The organism is Bradyrhizobium zhanjiangense (assembly GCF_004114935.1).
Taxonomy (GTDB): domain Bacteria; phylum Pseudomonadota; class Alphaproteobacteria; order Rhizobiales; family Xanthobacteraceae; genus Bradyrhizobium; species Bradyrhizobium zhanjiangense.
This window is the reverse complement of record NZ_CP022221.1, coordinates 6,449,894-6,467,464: the sequence shown is the minus strand read 5'-3', so window position 1 is coordinate 6,467,464 and position 17,571 is coordinate 6,449,894. Positions and strand designations below refer to the sequence as shown.

At 64.0% G+C, this 17,571-nt stretch carries 17 protein-coding genes; 11 read left to right on the top strand and 6 right to left on the bottom strand.

The window, feature by feature from the left end; all coding sequences use genetic code 11:
* Positions 1-30: 30 nt before the first annotated feature.
* The 4 genes from XH85_RS31115 to XH85_RS31100 all read left to right on the top strand — a co-directional run bounded on the left by XH85_RS31115 (position 31) and on the right by XH85_RS31100 (position 3,927).
* A complete protein-coding gene (locus XH85_RS31115; protein WP_164939991.1) occupies positions 31-873 on the top strand; it encodes an IclR family transcriptional regulator in 843 nt (280 codons plus the stop codon).
* 104 nt (positions 874-977) lie between these two features.
* A complete protein-coding gene (locus tag XH85_RS31110; protein WP_128934897.1) occupies positions 978-1,946 on the top strand; it encodes a Bug family tripartite tricarboxylate transporter substrate binding protein in 969 nt (322 codons plus the stop codon).
* The gene (locus XH85_RS31105; protein ID WP_128934896.1) at positions 1,943-2,428 is read left to right on the top strand and encodes a tripartite tricarboxylate transporter TctB family protein; all 486 of its coding nucleotides are present in this window, start codon (positions 1,943-1,945) and stop codon (positions 2,426-2,428) included. The genes XH85_RS31110 and XH85_RS31105 overlap by 4 nt, the downstream gene beginning before the upstream one ends.
* The gene (locus XH85_RS31100) at positions 2,428-3,927 is read left to right on the top strand and encodes a tripartite tricarboxylate transporter permease (RefSeq protein ID WP_128934895.1); all 1,500 of its coding nucleotides are present in this window, start codon (positions 2,428-2,430) and stop codon (positions 3,925-3,927) included. The genes XH85_RS31105 and XH85_RS31100 overlap by 1 nt, the downstream gene beginning before the upstream one ends.
* Positions 3,928-4,075: 148 nt before the next feature.
* Here XH85_RS31100 and XH85_RS31095 read toward each other — a convergent pair whose 3' ends face one another.
* Together XH85_RS31095 and XH85_RS31090 are read right to left on the bottom strand one after the other, a co-directional pair.
* Complete coding sequence (locus XH85_RS31095) at positions 4,076-5,584, bottom strand: amidohydrolase family protein (protein WP_128934894.1); 1,509 nt, start codon at positions 5,582-5,584, stop codon at positions 4,076-4,078.
* A gap of 690 nt (positions 5,585-6,274) precedes the next feature.
* Complete coding sequence (locus XH85_RS31090) at positions 6,275-7,018, bottom strand: Crp/Fnr family transcriptional regulator (RefSeq protein WP_128937488.1); 744 nt, start codon at positions 7,016-7,018, stop codon at positions 6,275-6,277.
* 480 nt (positions 7,019-7,498) lie between these two features.
* Between XH85_RS31090 and XH85_RS31085 the strand changes: the two genes are divergently transcribed.
* The 5 genes from XH85_RS31085 (at position 7,499) to XH85_RS31065 (ending at position 13,625) form a co-directional block, all read left to right on the top strand.
* Positions 7,499-9,301 carry an adenine deaminase C-terminal domain-containing protein gene (locus XH85_RS31085; protein ID WP_128934893.1) on the top strand — a complete coding sequence of 601 codons (1,803 nt, stop codon included), beginning with the start codon at positions 7,499-7,501 and terminating at the stop codon, positions 9,299-9,301.
* 151 nt (positions 9,302-9,452) lie between these two features.
* Positions 9,453-11,243, top strand: coding sequence for a glyoxylate carboligase (gcl, locus tag XH85_RS31080; RefSeq protein ID WP_128934892.1), 1,791 nt, complete (start codon positions 9,453-9,455; stop codon positions 11,241-11,243).
* A 12-nt stretch (positions 11,244-11,255) separates the two neighbouring features.
* Entirely contained in the window at positions 11,256-12,041 is a 786-nt protein-coding gene (gene hyi / locus XH85_RS31075; protein WP_128934891.1) for a hydroxypyruvate isomerase, read from the top strand.
* A 183-nt stretch (positions 12,042-12,224) separates the two neighbouring features.
* Positions 12,225-13,127: a 2-hydroxy-3-oxopropionate reductase gene (locus XH85_RS31070; RefSeq protein WP_276486197.1), complete on the top strand. Its 903-nt coding sequence runs from the start codon at positions 12,225-12,227 to the stop codon at positions 13,125-13,127.
* A 114-nt stretch (positions 13,128-13,241) separates the two neighbouring features.
* Positions 13,242-13,625, top strand: coding sequence for a DUF1236 domain-containing protein (locus XH85_RS31065; protein WP_128934889.1), 384 nt, complete (start codon positions 13,242-13,244; stop codon positions 13,623-13,625).
* Positions 13,626-13,667: 42 nt separating this feature from the next.
* On the opposite strand, the gene XH85_RS31060 is transcribed toward XH85_RS31065, so the two are convergent.
* The 3 genes from XH85_RS31060 to XH85_RS31050 form a co-directional block, all read right to left on the bottom strand.
* Positions 13,668-14,045 carry a VanZ family protein gene (locus tag XH85_RS31060; RefSeq protein ID WP_128934888.1) on the bottom strand — a complete coding sequence of 126 codons (378 nt, stop codon included), beginning with the start codon at positions 14,043-14,045 and terminating at the stop codon, positions 13,668-13,670.
* A gap of 76 nt (positions 14,046-14,121) precedes the next feature.
* Positions 14,122-14,730, bottom strand: coding sequence for a thiamine pyrophosphate-dependent enzyme (locus XH85_RS31055; RefSeq protein ID WP_128934887.1), 609 nt, complete (start codon positions 14,728-14,730; stop codon positions 14,122-14,124).
* A 10-nt stretch (positions 14,731-14,740) separates the two neighbouring features.
* Positions 14,741-15,307, bottom strand: a complete 567-nt coding sequence (locus XH85_RS31050; protein ID WP_128934886.1) for a thiamine pyrophosphate-binding protein — start codon at positions 15,305-15,307, stop codon at positions 14,741-14,743.
* Between the two features lie 242 nt (positions 15,308-15,549).
* Here XH85_RS31050 and XH85_RS31045 point away from each other — a divergent pair, with 242 nt between their 5' ends.
* Positions 15,550-16,599, top strand: coding sequence for a hydroxyacid dehydrogenase (locus XH85_RS31045; RefSeq protein ID WP_128934885.1), 1,050 nt, complete (start codon positions 15,550-15,552; stop codon positions 16,597-16,599).
* 174 nt (positions 16,600-16,773) lie between these two features.
* Entirely contained in the window at positions 16,774-16,986 is a 213-nt protein-coding gene (locus tag XH85_RS45450) for a hypothetical protein (protein ID WP_164934549.1), read from the top strand.
* 4 nt (positions 16,987-16,990) lie between these two features.
* Here XH85_RS45450 and XH85_RS31035 read toward each other — a convergent pair whose 3' ends face one another.
* Complete coding sequence (locus XH85_RS31035) at positions 16,991-17,569, bottom strand: GNAT family N-acetyltransferase (protein WP_164934550.1); 579 nt, start codon at positions 17,567-17,569, stop codon at positions 16,991-16,993.
* Positions 17,570-17,571: the final 2 nt, after the last annotated feature.

The window sequence follows — 17,571 nt, the reverse complement described above, 5'->3', positions numbered from 1 at the left end:
GTCTTGTCTGATTGGCAAATGCAGGTCGCGATGAGCAAGAACGTGATCCGGCGCAAATCACTCGAGCCCAAATCGACCGCAGAGGTCGATCATGAGGGCCGCGACGGTGGCGTGCAGTCCGTCAACCGCGCGCTGTCGATCCTTGAAACGCTGGCCGAGGACGACGAAGGCTATCGCCTCAGCGATCTCGCGATCCGTACCGGTCTGTCGGCCTCCACCGTGCACCGCCTGCTGGCGACGCTGGAAAGCCGACGTTTCGTGCAGTTCGACCGCGCCGAGTCTAAATGGCATGTCGGCGTGCGCAGTTTCACGGTCGGCGCGAGCTTCGCGCGGCGGCGTAATTTCTCCACGCAAGCGATCCCTTACTTGCGCAGGCTGCGCGATCTCACCCGCGAGACCGCCAATCTCGCCGTCGTCGACGACGAATTCATCATCGTGCTGACCCGCATGGAGAGCCGCGAGATCATGCGCTCGCTGACCCAGGTCGGCGGCCGCGTCCCCATGGTGACCTCCGGCGTCGGCAAGGCGGTACTCGCGACCTATTCCGACGAGGACGTCGGCGCCGTCATCCGCCACCACGGCATGCCCCGCCTGACCGAAAAATCGATCGTGCGGCCGAGCGACCTGTTCAAAGAGCTCGAAAAGATCCGCAAACAGGGCTACGCGCTCGACGACGAAGAGGCGTCCATGGGCCTGCGCTGTGTTGCCGCGGTCGTCTACAATGACTGCACCGAGCCGCTCGCAGCGATTTCGGTCTCCGGCATGACCAGCCGGTTGACCGACCAGAGGTTGCCGGAAATCGGGCAAATCGTGCGGGATGTCGCCGCCGAACTGACGGCTGCGCTCGGCGGGGTGGTGCCGACGCCCCGATAACGGGACTACCGGGGGATGTCACTGGACAGCATCGGCCGTTTTGGCTGATATGCGACCAAACGACACAATGCGGCAAACGTCCGCACGAGCCTGGAGATGCCCCCATGTTTCAATTCCCCGCGCGCCTTGTCGGCGCAGCCGTCGCGCTGACCCTGGCGGCAGCCAATCCGGCTTTTGCGCAACAGCTCGAGCTCAAGCTGATGGCGCCGGCGGCACCGGGCGGGGGCTGGGACCAGACCGCGCGCTCGATGCAGCAGGCGCTGGTGGCCTCGGGCGTCGCCCGCAGCGTGCAGGTCACCAACGTTCCCGGCGCGGGCGGCAGCGTCGGCATCGCGCAGTTCGTCAACGGGGCCAAGGGCGACGGCAACCAAATGATGGTCAACGGCTTCGTCATGGTAGGCGCGCTCGCCATGAACAAGTCGCCGGTCACACTGGACCAGGTGACGCCGATCGCGCGCCTCACCGAGGAGATCCAGGTGATCGTGGTGCCCGCGAATTCGCCGATCAAGACCGGGCAGGATCTGGCCGCTGCGGTGAAGGCCGATATCGCCAAGGTGACCTTTGCCGGCGGCTCGGCCGGCGGCGTCGACCATGTCATGGCGGCGCTGTTCGCTGGCGCCGTCGGCGCCGACGCGAAGAAGATCAACTACATCCCGTTCTCCGGCGGTGGCGAGTCGCTCGCCGCCATTCTCGGCGGCAAGGTCACCGCGGGCATTTCGGGGCTGAGCGAATATGAAGGGCAGATCAAATCCGGCAAGCTGCGCGCGATCGGCGTGACCTCGGAGAAGCGCATCGCCGGCAGCGACATCCCGACCTTCAAGGAGCAGGGCATCGACCTCGTGATCGCAAACTGGCGCTCGGTGGTCGCACCTCCCGGCATCACGCCGGAGCAGCGCAAGACCTTGAGCGATGCGGTCGAGAAGATGGTGAAGTCGGACGCCTGGAAGGAGATCCTCAAGCAGAAGGGCTGGGAGGATGCCTATCTCGGCGGTGATGCCTTTGCCGACTTCCTGAAAAAGGAAACGGTGCGCGTCACCGACGTGCTGAAATCGGTCGGCCTCGTCAAGTCATGACCTCAGGCGATCCCGTCCAGCCGCCGCGGCGCGTCGACCGCGCCGGCCTCGTCATCGCTGCATTGCTTGCGGTGCTCGCCGCTGTCCTGGTCTGGGATGCGCGCGGCCTGCAATCCGCCGCGATGTACGGGATGGGGCCCGAGGCGATGCCGGTTGTGGTCGCCTCCGGCCTTGGGCTGCTTGCGATCGGCAATTTCATCGACGCGCTGCGCGGTAATTTGCCGGCGCGCGAGAGCTCCGATCCCGTGCCGGTGGTCTTGATCCTCATTGGCCTTGCGCTTCTGATCGCCATCATCGGCTTCGGCGGCGGCTTCATCCTGGCGACCTCGGCGCTGTTCGTGACGACCTCGGCGGCGTTTGGACGCCGTGCCATCCTCGTCGATTCCATCATCGCTCTCGTGATGTCGACCCTCATTTATCTCGCGTTCGACCGGCTGCTGACGCTGAGCCTTCCTGCCGGCCCCCTGGAGCGACTGCTGTGATGGATACCTTCGCCGCGCTGGCGCATGGCATGGCGGTTGCCGTCCAGCCGATGAATTTGCTTTATGCGCTGATCGGCGTCTTCCTCGGCACGGCCGTGGGCGTGCTGCCCGGCATCGGCCCGGCGCTGACGGTCGCGCTGCTGCTGCCGGTGACCTACAAGCTCGACCCCGGCGGCTCGCTGATCATGTTCGCCGGCATCTACTATGGCGGCATGTATGGCGGCTCGACCACCGCGATCCTCATCAACACACCCGGCGAGAGCGCCTCGATGGCGACCGCGCTCGAAGGCAACAAGATGGCCAAGGCCGGCCGCGGCGGGCCGGCGCTTGCGACCTCCGCGATCGGCTCTTTCGTCGCCGGCACCATCGCCACCATCGGGCTGGCGTTCCTCGCGCCGTGGCTGGTCGATTTCGCCGTGCGTTTTGGCCCGGAGGATTACTTCGCGCTGATGTGCGTCGCCTTCGTCACGGTGTCGGCGACCTTCGGCGATTCCCCGGTCCGAGGCCTGACCAGCCTGTTCATCGGCCTGACGCTCGGTCTGGTCGGCATCGACAAGCTGACCGGGCAGGCGCGGCTTGCGTTCGGCGTGCCTGAATTGCTCGATGGCGTCGAGGTGACGACGCTTGCGGTCGGCCTGTTCGCGGTGGGCGAGGCGCTCTACGTCGCATCGCGCCGCCACCACACCGAGGAGAAGCTCGAGCCGGTGCGCGGCTCGCTGTGGATGACGAAGCAGGATTGGAAGCGCTCGTGGAAAGCGTGGCTGCGCGGCACCATGTTCGGCTTCCCGATCGGCGCGCTGCCCGCAGGCGGCGCGGAAATTCCGACCTTCCTGTCCTATTCGACTGAGAAGCGGCTCACGAAACATCCGGAAGAGTTCGGTAAGGGCGCGATCGAAGGCGTCGCGGGACCGGAAGCCGCGAACAATGCCTCCGCCGCCGGCACGCTGGTGCCGCTGCTCACGCTCGGGCTGCCGACGTCTGCGACGGCCGCGATGATGCTGGCGGGTTTCCAGCAATACGGCCTCAACCCGGGGCCGCTGCTGTTCGCGGAGCGGCCGGACCTGGTGTGGGGCCTGATTGCCAGCCTGTTCATCGCCAACGCGATGCTGCTTGTGCTGAATCTGCCGCTGGTCGGCCTGTGGGTGCGGCTGCTCGCGATCCCGCAGCCGTGGCTCTATGCCGGCATCCTCGTGTTCGCGACCATGGGCACCATCGCGGCAAAGCCGTCGGTGGTCGAATTGTCGATGCTGGCCGGCTTCGGCGTGCTGGGCTTCCTGATGCGCCGGTTCGATTTTCCGATCGCGCCCGTCGTCGTCGGCCTGATCCTCGGCCCGATCGCCGAGAGCCAATTGCGCAGGGCGCTCGCGATCAGTCTCGGCGATCCCATGGCGCTGGTTCAGAGCCCGATCTCGGCGACCCTGCTTGGTGTGGCGCTGATCGCGCTGCTGGCGCCCTTCGTGTTGAAGGGGCTCGGGCGATTCAAGGCGAATGAGGATTAGTTAGGGCGTGTCCTCATAAAGTAATGTCGGCTCCTGAGGGCCGAGCGGAAATCTCTGATCGGCCAAAGCATTGGTGACCCTGAGCCGAAGTCGGATTTGGCCGCGCATCCATTGCCGGCGGAGCTTGCCCACGCTGTTGGCATCGGTCCTAGGCGGCGCGAACGTAGCCGTAGCGCAGGTTCGACGGTTGCTTCGAAGCTTGCGTGTACTCGTTCTTGAGCGCCGCGAGGCGGTCCTCGGAAAAGGCCGGCATCCTGGTATTCTCGGCCGATTTCAGCTTGATCTTGTAGAATCTGGTTGCGTTGCCCGCGAAGATCAGCTGCTTGGTAGCGCTGTTGGCATCGCCAAGCGCCGCAAAGCCGTACTTCTTTTGCATATCCTCGGGGATTTCGAGCCGGCGGAGCGCCTCGATCTGCCACTGTGGTGAGCCGTACCAGACCGAGTCGGTGCCCCACATGACGTGGTCAACACCCATCCCCTTTATCAGCGTGCCGATCAGCGCGGCGCAGAACTTCGGATGCGCCACCGCCGAGTTGGCAAAGGACGTGCCGAGCTCGGCATAGACGTTGGCGACACCGAACTTCTGCGGGACTTCCGCGAGATCGGTGGCCCACTGGATACGGCCGGTCTGCTCGAAATCCGCCCACGCGTGATCGGGTAGCTCGAGGAACGGCCGCAGCGCCGAGTGATAGATCACGAAGTTCATCTGCGGCCAATCCTTCGCGGCTTTTCCGATGTCCCACGCCGTTGCGTATTCCCAGACGCCGGCGAACGATTTCTCATAATCGGGCGGCAGCAACCCCTTGTGGATACACAGCGTGTTGATGCCGGCCTTCACTGCTTTCTCGTAGAACGGATACATCACCTGCTCGTCGTCAAGCCGCCATGGGAACTTCGAGGGCGCCAGCGGATCGCCAATCGTGTAGGACTTCCAGGAATCCGGTTTGTAGACCTCGATTGCCTTGTCCACCTCGTCCATCCAGCCGGGTTGCTTGGGGGTGATGACGCTATGCGCCAGCAGGCGGCGTGAACCGGCGAAGTCGTTGATCAGTTCTCGCGCCTTGACGATCTGCTCATTGGACAGCAGCCACCAACTCGGGTCGTCGAAGGGCGCGCCGCTCAGGAGCGCCATGTTGGTGTCGCTGTCGTAGTAGATCTCTTTCACATAGTTCTGGAACTTGTAGCGGGCGAGCGAAGAGACGCCTTCCTCCTTCATCTTCGGATTCCAGTGCTGGCTCGCAAAGTCCGCCAGCCCCAACAGCTCCTTATGGTCGAAGTCGTCCCGCACGAAATGAGTCTGGACGTCGAAGATGAATTGGCCTGCAAGGCTCTGCGCGCGGGCCAGCATCAGCTCGGGCTCGCGGGCTTCAGCGGGCGCAACCTGGAAAACATTGCCGTAGATGTCGTTCATGGCGAGGAACGCTGCCGCCATGCCGCAGCCCGTGTGCAAGAACTGCCTGCGGCTCAAGCCGAGGTGCCTGCCGTTAACATCAGCAAGCTCGTTGATCCGTGCCTCGACCTTCTTTTGCGTATCGCTCTGCGGGGGCGGGAGATACTCGCCATTGGAGACAATCTGGGTCGGGATAGGCGTTGCCGCCGATGCCGCCTCCGCGCCCGCGACGAGACGCTGTTCTCGCTCACTAAGCCAGGTGCTCATTGTTCTCCTCCCCGTTTGTTGGCCGTCGACCGTGCTAGGCGCGCATGAGACGCGTGTGGCTACTCCCAATCAGTTGGCAGGACCGACTAGGCGTACACCTCTCCGGTTCAGCTACGCATGAAGCCATCACGCGCCCGAAGCCTAGGCGAATCTCTGCATCGCTTCATCTTGCGAGAGCGGCAGGCATACGAGAAATCACTTGGTATCCGCGCTGATTCAATGCTCAAACTTCTATTCGCGCAAGCGATGTGATCCGACAGTCACGCTGTCCCAACGCCGCATCATTCTTTCATCTGATCGATTTCAGCCGAAGTGAAAGGCTCGTTGCTCAAATGGACTGCGTCGGCTCATGCCCCCGAGCCGAACGCCGCAGCAGCGGCTGCCATCTCGACTCTCTGCCGGAGATCCTCATACGGTAGCTGCGTTAACTGCTGCTTTTGGACCCATAGCCGACCTCAACGCGCAGTGTTCGAATAGCGCATCCGATATGGACCGCTTCAGCGCTTGAATTGCTGGGCCGGCGGGTCATTGACCAGCGCTTTTGACCCGTTACGGACGTTGGGGTGGGAGATCCTCACCGCATTGGGCCGCAGCCCGGTCAGAAGGATGCGCATCCGGCGATGCTATTCGCGCATCGTGCTCGCCGGCTTTACCCGGACGCGCCGAAACGGCTAGCATCGCCCGTTTCATTTACTGGATCGGCAGATCGAAAACGCGAGTAGATGCCGCTGCACCCACAGAGAAGATGTTCTCGAGTTCGAGCCGCATGGTGTCGCGGCATTCGCACGCCACCGCAGCGAGCCGCGATGAGTCGATCTCGATTTCACCTCGCCGCTCAGATCTGATCGCTCCGGAAGCGCGCAGATTGCGCATCAGGAGCGTCACCGTCGTTCGTCGCACACCCAACATCTGCGAAAGCGCGTCCTGGGTGAGAGGCAGGACGTCGTGGTTGATGCGGTCGTGAAGTTGAAGCAGCCAGCGTGCCATGCGGGCTTGGACCGGATGCAGTGCATTGCAAGCCCCGCCCAATTGAAACTGTATCAGCATCGCCTTGAAGTGAAGCTGGACTACGTGCCGGATCGCAGGACTCCGGCTGAAAGCGGCATGGAAACGCGCTGCCGGGATCCGCGAGGCCGTCCCCTCGGCACGAACGATAGCCGTAACGGCCGCAGGGGACGGCCCCAGAACGGAAAGAGTGCCCACTGCCCCCTCGCACCCTATTGCGGCGCTGGCGACCGTCTGCCCATTCGCCATATCGACCATCACCGAAACGGCGCCACTATGAGGGAAGAGAACGTGCTCGGTGTGGTCCCCCATCCGCGAGACGACTTCTTCCCGATCGAGAGTAACCGTCTGCAGGTCGGGTGACAGAAGATCGAGGTCCGCGGTCGGCAGTGCTGCCAGAAGCCGGTTACCAACTCCGCTTACAAGCATCGCTGCAGCCCGATGCGAACCATCCGCCCCATCGCATTTCGAGCGGCATATGGCGACAACCTCAAACTTTGTTTGAATTGGCATATGCTTTTCGCCTCGAAATCCAATTCAGATGCGAAAGCTCTTAACCGCAAAAATGAAACTCCAAGCACATGCGACGCGGGGCGAATTCTGCTGTTGCAGGATCATTCAATTAGATCCGAGCGCCACGCGCATACAATTGCAAAATGGGTATGGGTAACATCATAAGGGGTTCCAATTTCGGGGCGTGGCAAACGCGACAATGGGTGATGCGTAAATCGGTACGATTACGCCGCAAGCTGGTTCCCAGTCTCAAGCCCTCGCCGAAATACCAAGCCACTGGACGAAAGAACCCTCCGTCTGCCCAACGCGTAAGCACGGGTGCCGTTTTATTTGAGTTGCTCCTGCCTCCGCCGGAGGCAACCATCGCTGGGCTGTCCAATCTCCGCGAGAGCCCACATGACCAAACTCACCCGTTTCTCCGTCGCGCCGCTGCACAGCATGACACGGCGCCTCGCCGACGTCGCCTCGGCCCGCGTCGCGCCTGATCTCGTCATATCGGGCGCGCGGGCGCTCTCGACTTATTCGGAGCGCATCCATCCGGGACGGGAGGTCTGGATCACAGGCGGCCGCATCGCCGCGGTGAAGCCGGCCGGTGCAGCGAAGAAGGTGTGGAGTGGCATGCCGCTCTATGACGCGGCCGGCGGCATCATCGCGCCCGGCCTCGTCGATCCCCACATCCACATCGAATCCTCGATGGTGACGGCTTGCGCCTATGCGGAGGCCGCGCTGCTCAACGGCACTACCACGATCTTCTGCGACAGCCACGAGATCGGCAACGTCATGGACGTCGCCGGTGTCGAGGCGATGCTGGAAGATGCGCGCCAGGCGCCGCTCTCGATCTTTTTGACAGTGCCGAGCACGGTGCCGGCAACGTCGGCGGAGTTGGAGACCGCGGGCGGCGATCTCACGCCGGAGAAGATCGCCGGCCTGTTCGACCGCTGGCCCGAAGCGGTCGCGCTCGGCGAGAAGATGGACTTTGTCCCGGTGACGATGGGCGACGAGCGCAGCCACGCCATCCTGGCGGCAGCGTTGAAGCGGGGACGGCCGGTGTCCGGTCACGTCTATGGCCGCGAATTCGTCGCGGCGTATGCGGCGAGCGGCGTCACCGACACGCACGAGGCGATCGACCGCGACATCGCCGACGACCTGCTCGACGCCGGCGTCTGGGTATTTCTGCGCGGGGGGCCGCCGACGACGCCCTGGCATTCGCTGCCGCAGGCGATCCGGACCATCACCGAGCTCGGGGCCTCGCACAAGCGCGCGGCGGTCTGCACCGACGACCGCGATGCCGACGACCTGCTGCTGTTCGGCCTCGATTGGGTGGTGCGCGAAGCGGTGAAGGCGGGCATGTCGCCGGAGCAGGCCTGGTCGATGGGCTCGCTGCATGGTGCCACGCGCTTCGCCATGGACGGCGATATCGGCGGGCTCGGTGGTGGCCGCCGCGCCGATCTCGTGCTGATGGACGATCAGCTCAAGCCGCAATGCACCTGGTATGGCGGCGAGCTCGTGGTCGAGCACGGCAAGATCACCTCTCGGCTCGATCAGGCGCTGTCGGAGCGCTATCAGTATCCGAAGACTGCTTATGCCACCGTGAAACTGCCCGAGAAGGTCAAGCTGACCCCGGAACTGCCGGCAAAGGCTTGCACCGTCAATGCGATCAAGACTGCGCTGCCCGGCATCACGCTGATCCACGAGAAGGTCGCGATCGAGCCCGCCAAGGACTGGCCCTCGCTGTTCGCGCGCTACGGCCTGTGTTTCGTTACCGTGGTCGAGCGCCACGGCAAGTCCGCCGGCAACGTCGCGTACGGCCTGTTGAAGGATTTTGGCCTCAAGCGCGGCGCGGTCGCCTCAAGCGTTGGGCACGACAGCCACAACATCATCGTCGCTGGAACCAACGAGGGCGATATGCAGGTCGCGATATCAGCGATCAGGGAGCGCCAGGGTGGCGTCTGTGTGGTGGCCGACGGCAAGGTGAGGGCACTGGTCCCGCTGCCGATTGCGGGCCTGCTCTCGGATAAGCGCGTCACGGAAGTGGCCGAAGAGGTCAAGGCGCTCAAGAAGGAATGGGCCGAGGCCGGCTGCACCATCCCTTACATGGGCTTCAATTTGATTCCGCTATCGGTCATTCCGGAAATTCGTATCACCGACAAGGGCCTCGTGCTGGTGCCGCAGATGGAGCTGGCGCCGCTGTTCGAGTGAGGCGCTTTCACGCATTTCTTCATCTAACCAGTTGAGACCGCCGCGATTTTTCCGCGGCTGCCACATCGTGGAAAATAAAATCGATCTCGTTGAGATCGCATCTTGCGCGCCCGATCATCTCGCTCGCTGACGCAACCAAGCGAGGTCCGATATGGCGAAGATGCGAGCCGTCGATGCAGCCGTGCGTATTCTGGAGAAGGAAGGCATCTCCACTGCCTTCGGGGTTCCCGGCGCTGCAATCAATCCGCTTTACTCGGCGCTGAAGAAGCGCGGCTCGATCCGCCACATCCTGGCGCGCCATGTCGAGGGCGCTTCGCACATGGCGGAAGGGTATACGCGGGCCAAGGCCGGAAATATCGGCGTCTGCATCGGCACTTCGGGGCCGGCCGGCACCGACATGATCACCGGGCTCTATTCGGCCATCGCCGATTCCATTCCGATCCTCTGCATCACCGGACAGGCGCCTCGGGCACGGCTCTACAAGGAAGACTTCCAGGCGGTCGACATCGAGTCGATCGCAAAGCCGGTGACCAAATGGGCAGTGACGGTGCGCGAGCCCGCGCTGGTGCCGCGCGTGTTCAGCCAGGCCTTCCATGTCATGCGCTCCGGCCGCCCGGGTCCGGTGCTGATCGACATGCCGCTCGATGTGCAGCTCGCCGAGATCGAGTTCGACGACGAAACCTATGAGCCGCTGCCGGTCTACAAGCCGGCTGCGACGCGCAAGCAGGTCGAGAAGGCGCTGGAGATGCTCAATGCTGCCGAGCGTCCGCTGATCGTCGCGGGCGGCGGCATCATCAACGCCGATGCCTCGGATCTGCTGGTGGAATTCGCCGAGATCGCCAACGTGCCTGTGGTGCCGACGCTGATGGGGTGGGGGGCGATCCCCGACGATCACGTGCTGATGGCCGGCATGGTCGGGCTTCAGACCAGCCACCGCTACGGCAACGCCACGCTGCTGGAATCCGATTTCGTGCTCGGCATCGGCAACCGCTGGGCCAATCGCCACACCGGCTCGGTCGAGACCTACACCAAGGGTCGTAAATTCGTTCACGTGGATATCGAGCCGACGCAGATCGGGCGCGTGTTCAATCCCGACCTCGGCATCGTCTCGGACGCGAAGGCTGCGCTCGAATTGTTCGTCACCGTCGCCAGGGAGTGGCGCCGGTCAGGCAGGCTCCGCGAGCGCCAGGCGTGGCCCGCGTCCTGCCGCGATCGCAAGAAGACGATGCTGCGCAAGAGCCATTTCGACAATGTCCCGATCAAGCCGCAGCGCGTCTATGAAGAGATGAACAAGGCCTTCGGCCGCGACACCACTTATGTCACCGTGATCGGCTTGTCGCAGATCGCCGGCGCGCAATTCCTCGGCGTTTACAAGCCGCGCAACTGGATCAATGCCGGGCAGGCCGGGCCGCTCGGCTGGACGCTGCCGGCAGCGCTCGGGGTGCGTGCGGCGTGTCCGGAGCGTGAGATCGTCGCACTGTCGGGCGATTACGACTTCCAGTTCCTGATCGAGGAGCTTGCGGTCGGCGCGCAGTTCAATCTGCCCTACATCCACGTCGTCGTGAACAATTCCTATCTCGGCCTGATCCGCCAGGCGCAGCGCGGCTTCGACATGGACTATCACGTCCAGCTCTCTTTCGAGAACATCAACGCGCCCGAGATCGGCGTCTATGGCGTCGACCATGTTGCGATCGCCGAAGGCCTCGGCTGCAAGGCGATCCGCGTCACCGACCCGAAGGACACGCAGGCTGCGTTCGCGACGGCGCGTGAACTGATGGCAAAGCATCGCGTGCCCGTCGTGGTCGAATTCATTCTCGAACGCGTCACCAACATCGCCATGGGCACGGAGATCGACAACATCGTCGAGTTCGAGGAAGTGCTCGATCTGCCGCTCGACGAGGTCGGAAGCGCTCGACCTGGCGTGTTGCAGCCGGCAGAATAAGGGAAAAGCATCATGCCGAAATTCGCCGCCAATCTCACCATGCTCTTCAACGAGATGCCGTTTCTCGACCGCTTCACTGCTGCGAAGGCGGCGGGCTTTTCCGGGGTCGAGTATCTCTTTCCCTATGATTTCGACAAGGCGCAGCTGCGTGAGCAGCTCGAGGCGCACGGCCTCACGCAGGTGCTGCACAATTTGCCGGCCGGCAACTGGGCGGCGGGCGAGCGCGGCATCGCGATCCTGCCCGAACGCACCGCCGAATTCCGCGACGGCGTGTTCCGCGCCATCGACTACGCCAAGGCGCTCGATTGCGAGCAGCTCAATTGCCTCGTCGGCATCGCGCCGGCCGATGCCGACCGTCGCCAGCTCAATGAGACGCTGGTTGGAAACTTGCGCTTTGCGGCCTCGACGCTGGCGCGGGAGAACATCAAGCTGCTGGTCGAGCCGATCAACTCGCTCGACATTCCCGGCTTCTACCTCAACGGCACCGAGCAGGCGGTGCAGCTGATCTCCGAAGTGCGGTCGAACAATCTGTTCATCCAGTACGACATCTATCACATGCAGATCATGGAGGGCGATCTCGCCCGCACCATGCAGGAATATCTGCCCCAGATCGCCCACATCCAGCTTGCCGACAATCCCGGCCGCCACGAGCCCGGCACCGGCGAGATCAACTATCCCTTCCTGTTCCGCCACCTCGACGCGATCGGCTATCGCGGCTGGATCGGCTGCGAATACAAGCCGCGCACCACGACGCTGGAAGGACTCTCGTGGCACGCGGCGCAGACGTTCGAGACGTGAGAGCGTAGCCACAGCGACGGTGCACTCCCTCTCCCGCTTGCGGGAGAGGGCCGGGGTGAGGGGTTCTCCCCGCGATGGGGTTCGTGCATCGAGAATCCCCAAGCGGATAGAACCCTCACCCGGCGCTCCGCGCCGACCTCTTCCGCAAGCACCGACCGCAGAGATGATATTTCGCTAATTCAACTGAGAGAGATGGATATGACCAACATCGGCTTCATCGGACTTGGCACCATGGGACGGCCGATGGCCGGCCATCTCCTGGCGGCGGGCCATCGCGTTTTCCTGCATGATGCCGCGCCGGTCGCGCCCGATCTGATCGCGGCCGGTGGCGTCGCGTGCAAATCCAGCAAGCAGGTCGCCGAAGAGGCGGAGGCGGTCATCATCATGGTGCCGGACACGCCGCATGTGGAAGCCGTGTTGTTCGGCAAGGACGGTGTGGCGAGCGGCATCTCCAAGGGCAAGATCGTTGTCGACATGAGCTCGATCTCGCCGCTGGCAACGAAGGAGTTCGCCAAGAAGATCGAGGCGCTCGGTGCGGATTATTTGGACGCGCCAGTGTCAGGTGGCGAGGTCGGCGCCAAGGCGGCGAGCCTCACCATCATGGTCGGCGGGCCCGAGCGGGCCTTCAACACCATGAAGCCGGTGTTCGACAAGATGGGCAAGAACGTCACCAGGGTCGGGGCCAATGGCGACGGGCAGACGACGAAGGTCGCCAACCAGATCATCGTCGCGCTGACGATCGAGGCGGTGAGCGAGGCGCTGTTGTTTGCGTCGAAAGCCGGCGCGGATCCGGCGCTGGTGCGGCAGGCGCTGATGGGCGGTTTTGCATCATCGCGGATTCTCGAAGTGCATGGCGAGCGCATGGTGAAGCGCAATTTCGATCCCGGCTTCCGCATCGAGCTGCACCAGAAGGATCTCAACCTCGCGCTCGAAGGCGCGCGTGCCCTCGGTCTCTCGCTGCCGAGCACGGCGGTGGCGCAGCAATTGTTCTCGTCCTGCACAGCTCATGGCGGCAAGGCCTGGGATCATTCGGCGATGGTGCGGGCGCTGGAACTAATGGCGGGGCACGAGATCGCCGTGGCCTAGTCTGTTACCGGCTAACAGTGTCCAGAATTGACGCGTCCTTGGCCGTCGGGGAACCGGAACAATGCTCCGGCCCCGCGGTTGAAGGCGCATAACAATCACTGGAGACGTAAGGACATGAAAACCCGTCTTGCGATTACGTTGGCTGCTGCGTCGCTGCTGGCGTCGAGCGCAGCCTTTGCTCAGTCGACGACCGCCCAAGGCGCTGCGGAAGGCGCGCGTGCGGGTGGCGACATCGGCGGGCCGGTCGGCGCGATAGTCGGCGGCACCGTCGGTGCGGCCGTTGGCGCAGGTTTGGAAATTCCGAATGCGGTTTTGGGCGGAATCCCGCGCGATGATTCAGTGGTGATCCGCGAGCGCGTCGTGGTTGGCGAGCCGCTGCCGCCGACCGTGGTGCTGCGTCCTGTGCCGAATTACACGGAGTATCGCTACGCGGTCGTGAACGATCGCCGCGTGATCGTCGAGCCGCGCACGCGCCGTGTCGTCAAGATCATCGACTGATCTGCGCAAGCTGCGCGCTGATAAAATGGGCCCTGCGGAGCGTCACTCCGCGGGGCCTTCGCTCGTCAGGATCGAATTTGCGCGAAGCCGGGCGGTGGCCCAATCGGCGGCGGCCGCGAGCGCAAAGCCGAGGCAAGCCGTGAGCGCGTCGACCAGAAAATCCTCCAGCCGTGCATGGCGCCCGGGTGCCCAAAATTGCATCAGTTCGAGGACGCCGATCAGTACGACCGCGGCCGCTGCGGTCAGTAGGCGTCGCTGCCGATAGGCAAGGCCGAAGGCCAGTCCCACCAGGATGAAGGCGAGCGCATGTTCGCCGTCCTGGCCGAAGTCGGAATGCGGCCGCAGGCCGGGGGGACCAAGGGTTGCGAATGTGACGGCGGCCGCGAGCAGCCAGGCAAATGAACGAACCAAAAGGGACATCCGGCTCGCTTAGCACAGATTTGCACCGGGCCGTATAGTCCCGCTATCAGATCGACGTGTAGTTAATGACGAAATATTAAAGTGGCTCGCGCACGCCGAGGCCGTGCATGAAGCGTTCCCGTATCTGCACGGGGTCGCGCCGGGTGGTGCCGACGCCCGGCTTGTCGTCGATCCGGACCGCGATCAGGCTCGGCTCGGCAGCCGCCATCGCATTCTCGACCAGGCGCTCGAAATCCTCCTCGTCCGCGGCCCAGGCGCTGTTGGCGAGGCCGGACCCGACGGCGATGGCGACGATGTCGGCGACATCAGCGGCCGGTGTCGGTTGCGCGCCGGTAATTTGGTAGATGCCATTGTCCATCACGATCATCGTGAGGTTCTTCGGCTTCAGGGCTGCAATCGTCGAGAGTGCGCCGAGCTGCATCAGCAGCGAGCCGTCGCCTTCCAGCGCGAAGACGCGGCGGTCGGGCTGCGCCAGCGCCACCCCGAGCCCGATCGGGAAGGCGAGGCCCATGCTGCCCAGCATGTAAAAATTCTGCGGGCGGTGGCCGGCGGCCCAGAGATCGAAATTGGTGTTGCCGATGCCGCCGATCACCGCTTCCTCGTTCCCAAGCTTGGCGATCAGGCGCGAAGTGACGTCGAAACGGTTCATCACCTTGGTGTTGCGCGCATTCAGATTTGAGCTCATTTGGCCGGCCTCACTTGTCGAACACCTTGCCCCCGGTGAGCAGCGGGCTCAGGATCAGCGCCACCGGCGCCTGCGTGGTGACGGCCTGCTTGATCGAGCGGTCCGTGATGAATTCGAGCTCGTCGAGCCGGGTGATGGTGTGATGCTCCAGCGCCAGCGAGTCCAGGACCGGGCGCATGGTGCGGCAGACCAGCGACTGGCCGTAGTTGAACTCGCCGAGCGTGCCGCGCTCGGACACGAACATGATCAGTGGAATCTGGTAGGGCACTGCGAGCGAGGCCAATACGTTGGCGAGCGTCGCAAAACCCGAGGTCTGCATCAGCACCGCGCCGCGGCGGCCGCCCATCCAGGCGCCCGAGACGATGCCGACCGCCTCCTCCTCGCGGGCGGTGGCAAAGGTGGTGAAGAAGGGATCGGCGTGCAGGTTCCGGATCAGCGGTGTCAGCACCCGATCGGGCACGTAAGGGATGAGGCTGATCTCGTTCCGCTTCAGGGTTTGCAGGACGATGTCATGCCAGCTTCTTTCGCCGGCCCCGTGCGTCGCCTGCGGCGAGGTCTGCTGCTCCGCAATCGCCATTGCGTTCTCCCTTGAGCCGCGTTGTATGCTTATTGGTCTTCGGCCGTCGCGGCGCTCCGCTGAACTTGACGCAGCGGGCGGGATTGTCAACATGTCCAAGCCGGCACCGTGATCTGCGCCAGACGGCCTGCCGTGGCCGGCACCGCCATGTCATAAGTGCGGCAACGAAAAAGTGGGAGGAAGCACGGAGGGGGCGCGCGCCGCGCTGGCCTTGCTGATCCCGGAGAGCCGGAAGGGTCCTGATGTCGGTCAACAGCAAGCGTGTCGTCTACTCCAATTATTTGGCCAATCCGATCTATATCGACATCCTCAAGGCGCGGTCCGACGTCCGGCTCGATCGCATCGAGAACGGCAGCTCCGAAGAGGTCTATGCGCCGCTCCTCGGCGCTACCCATGTCTACCAGGTCGGCGCCGCCCGCGACGAGCTCGCCCCGCATTTCCATGTCGATGCCGCTTTCCTGAAGTGCGCGCCGAATTTGCTGCTCGTCTCCAGCAACGGCGCCGGCTTCGACCCGGTCGACGTCGAGGCCTGCACAGCCGCCGGCGTCGTGGTCGTCAATCAGTCCGGCGGCAACGCCCATTCGGTCGCCGAGCATGCGCTGGCGATGATGTTGACGCTGTCCAAGCGCATCATCCAGTCGGACCGCAGGCTGCGCCGCGAGCGCGACGTCAACCGCAACGAGCTCGTGGGCAACGAGGTCGAGCACAAGACCGTCGGCATCATCGGGCTCGGCAATGTCGGCCGCCGCATCGCCGCGCTGTGCAAGGGCCTGCTCGGCATGAAAGTGCTGGCCTATGATCCCTATCTGTCGGCCGAGGTGATGGCCGAGCGGGGCGGGGAGAAGGTCGAACTCGACGAGCTCCTGCGCCGCGCCGATTTCGTCTCGATCTCCTGTCCGCTCAACAAGGGCAGCCGCAACATGATCAGCGTGCGTGAATTCGCGCTGATGCAGCCGCATGCCTATTTCATCACCACGGCGCGCGGCTTCATCCACGACGAGGACGCGCTGCTCCAGGCGTTGCGCGACAAGCGCATCGCCGGCGCTGGTCTCGACGTCTGGTCCAAGGAACCGCCGCCGCCGGAGCATCCGCTGCTCCAGCTCGACAACGTGCTGGCGAGCCCCCATACCGCCGGCGTGACGATCGAGGCGCGCCAGAACATGGGCCGCATCGCCGCCGAGCAGGTGCTGGATGTCCTGGACGGCAAGCGCCCGCCGCGCATCATCAATCCCGAGGTCTGGCCGCACTATGCGGAGCGCTTCAAGCAGGCGTTCGGCGTGACGCCGGGATAGGACAGCTACCCTCTCTTCCTCGTCATTCCGGGCTCGGCCCTGCGAGCCGCCCCGGAATGACGGAGCGAAGAAAACAGCGTCCCGACCTTGATCCGCGTCAAAATCTCCTTTCCCTGTCCGGCCTAAATGGGATTAGAGTGCCGCCGGGGCTGACCGGGGGCACCAGGAGGTCCCATGTCAACTTATGTCGTCAGGTTCATGAAGGACGTGCTCGGTCAGTACGGCCGGCAGATCGAGGTCTGCCAGGGGACGCTCGAGATCGACGCCGCTGACGAGGACGAGGCCAAGGAGCGGGCCAAGGCGAAGTTCTGCAAGGATCAAGCCTTGCATCATTGGTCCCTGCATGCCGACCGCATCCAGGTCAGACCGGCCGATTTTCCGTCGTGAAAGCCTACCGGCCGGGCGCCGTGATGGGCGGAGGTGCTGTCGTGCCTGCGCCGAGCGACCGCTGCACCATCACGGTATCGGACCAGCGGCCGTGGCGATAGGCGACGCCGCAGAGCAGGCCGGCGCGCGCGAAGCCGAACTTCTCGTGCAGCGCCAGCGAGGGCGCGTTGTCGGCATCGATATAGCCGATCATCTGGCGGAATCCGGCCGCCGCACAGGCATCGATCAGTTCCTGGAGCAGCAGCCGTCCGATCCCGCGGGCGAGATGCCTGTGGTGGACGTAGATGGAATGCTTGGCGGTGTAGCGATAGGCCGGCCGTTTGCGGAACAGCACGGCATAGGCATAGCCGACCACTTCGCCGCGAGAGGTCGCGACCAGATGCGGCAGGCGGGTCTGCTTCAGGTTCTTGCGTCGGTCGCGCAGATCGTCCGGCTCGGGCGCGCCGGTTCCCTCGACATCGCGCGGCACGCCATTGCGGACGTGATCGCGGTAGATCGCCAGCATCGCCTCGACATCGCTTTCGCGTGAGGCGCGGATCCGGACCTGTTCGTCACCTGTGTGCGCGATCGCTGTTTCGTTCATCG

Excerpts from the sequence above, each read along its gene's own strand:
- XH85_RS31115 (WP_164939991.1), top strand. The coding sequence starts at position 31 with ATGAGCAAGAACGTGATCCGGCGCAAATCACTCGAGCCCAAATCGACC.
- XH85_RS31110 (WP_128934897.1), top strand. The coding sequence starts at position 978 with ATGTTTCAATTCCCCGCGCGCCTTGTCGGCGCAGCCGTCGCGCTGACC.
- XH85_RS31105 (WP_128934896.1), top strand. The coding sequence starts at position 1,943 with ATGACCTCAGGCGATCCCGTCCAGCCGCCGCGGCGCGTCGACCGCGCC.
- XH85_RS31100 (WP_128934895.1), top strand. The coding sequence starts at position 2,428 with ATGGATACCTTCGCCGCGCTGGCGCATGGCATGGCGGTTGCCGTCCAG.
- XH85_RS31095 (WP_128934894.1), bottom strand. The coding sequence starts at position 5,584 with ATGAGCACCTGGCTTAGTGAGCGAGAACAGCGTCTCGTCGCGGGCGCG.
- XH85_RS31090 (WP_128937488.1), bottom strand. The coding sequence starts at position 7,018 with ATGCTTGTAAGCGGAGTTGGTAACCGGCTTCTGGCAGCACTGCCGACC.
- XH85_RS31085 (WP_128934893.1), top strand. The coding sequence starts at position 7,499 with ATGACCAAACTCACCCGTTTCTCCGTCGCGCCGCTGCACAGCATGACA.
- gcl (WP_128934892.1), top strand. The coding sequence starts at position 9,453 with ATGGCGAAGATGCGAGCCGTCGATGCAGCCGTGCGTATTCTGGAGAAG.
- hyi (WP_128934891.1), top strand. The coding sequence starts at position 11,256 with ATGCCGAAATTCGCCGCCAATCTCACCATGCTCTTCAACGAGATGCCG.
- XH85_RS31065 (WP_128934889.1), top strand. The coding sequence starts at position 13,242 with ATGAAAACCCGTCTTGCGATTACGTTGGCTGCTGCGTCGCTGCTGGCG.
- XH85_RS31060 (WP_128934888.1), bottom strand. The coding sequence starts at position 14,045 with ATGTCCCTTTTGGTTCGTTCATTTGCCTGGCTGCTCGCGGCCGCCGTC.
- XH85_RS31055 (WP_128934887.1), bottom strand. The coding sequence starts at position 14,730 with ATGAGCTCAAATCTGAATGCGCGCAACACCAAGGTGATGAACCGTTTC.
- XH85_RS31050 (WP_128934886.1), bottom strand. The coding sequence starts at position 15,307 with ATGGCGATTGCGGAGCAGCAGACCTCGCCGCAGGCGACGCACGGGGCC.
- XH85_RS31045 (WP_128934885.1), top strand. The coding sequence starts at position 15,550 with ATGTCGGTCAACAGCAAGCGTGTCGTCTACTCCAATTATTTGGCCAAT.
- XH85_RS45450 (WP_164934549.1), top strand. The coding sequence starts at position 16,774 with ATGTCAACTTATGTCGTCAGGTTCATGAAGGACGTGCTCGGTCAGTAC.
- XH85_RS31035 (WP_164934550.1), bottom strand. The coding sequence starts at position 17,569 with ATGAACGAAACAGCGATCGCGCACACAGGTGACGAACAGGTCCGGATC.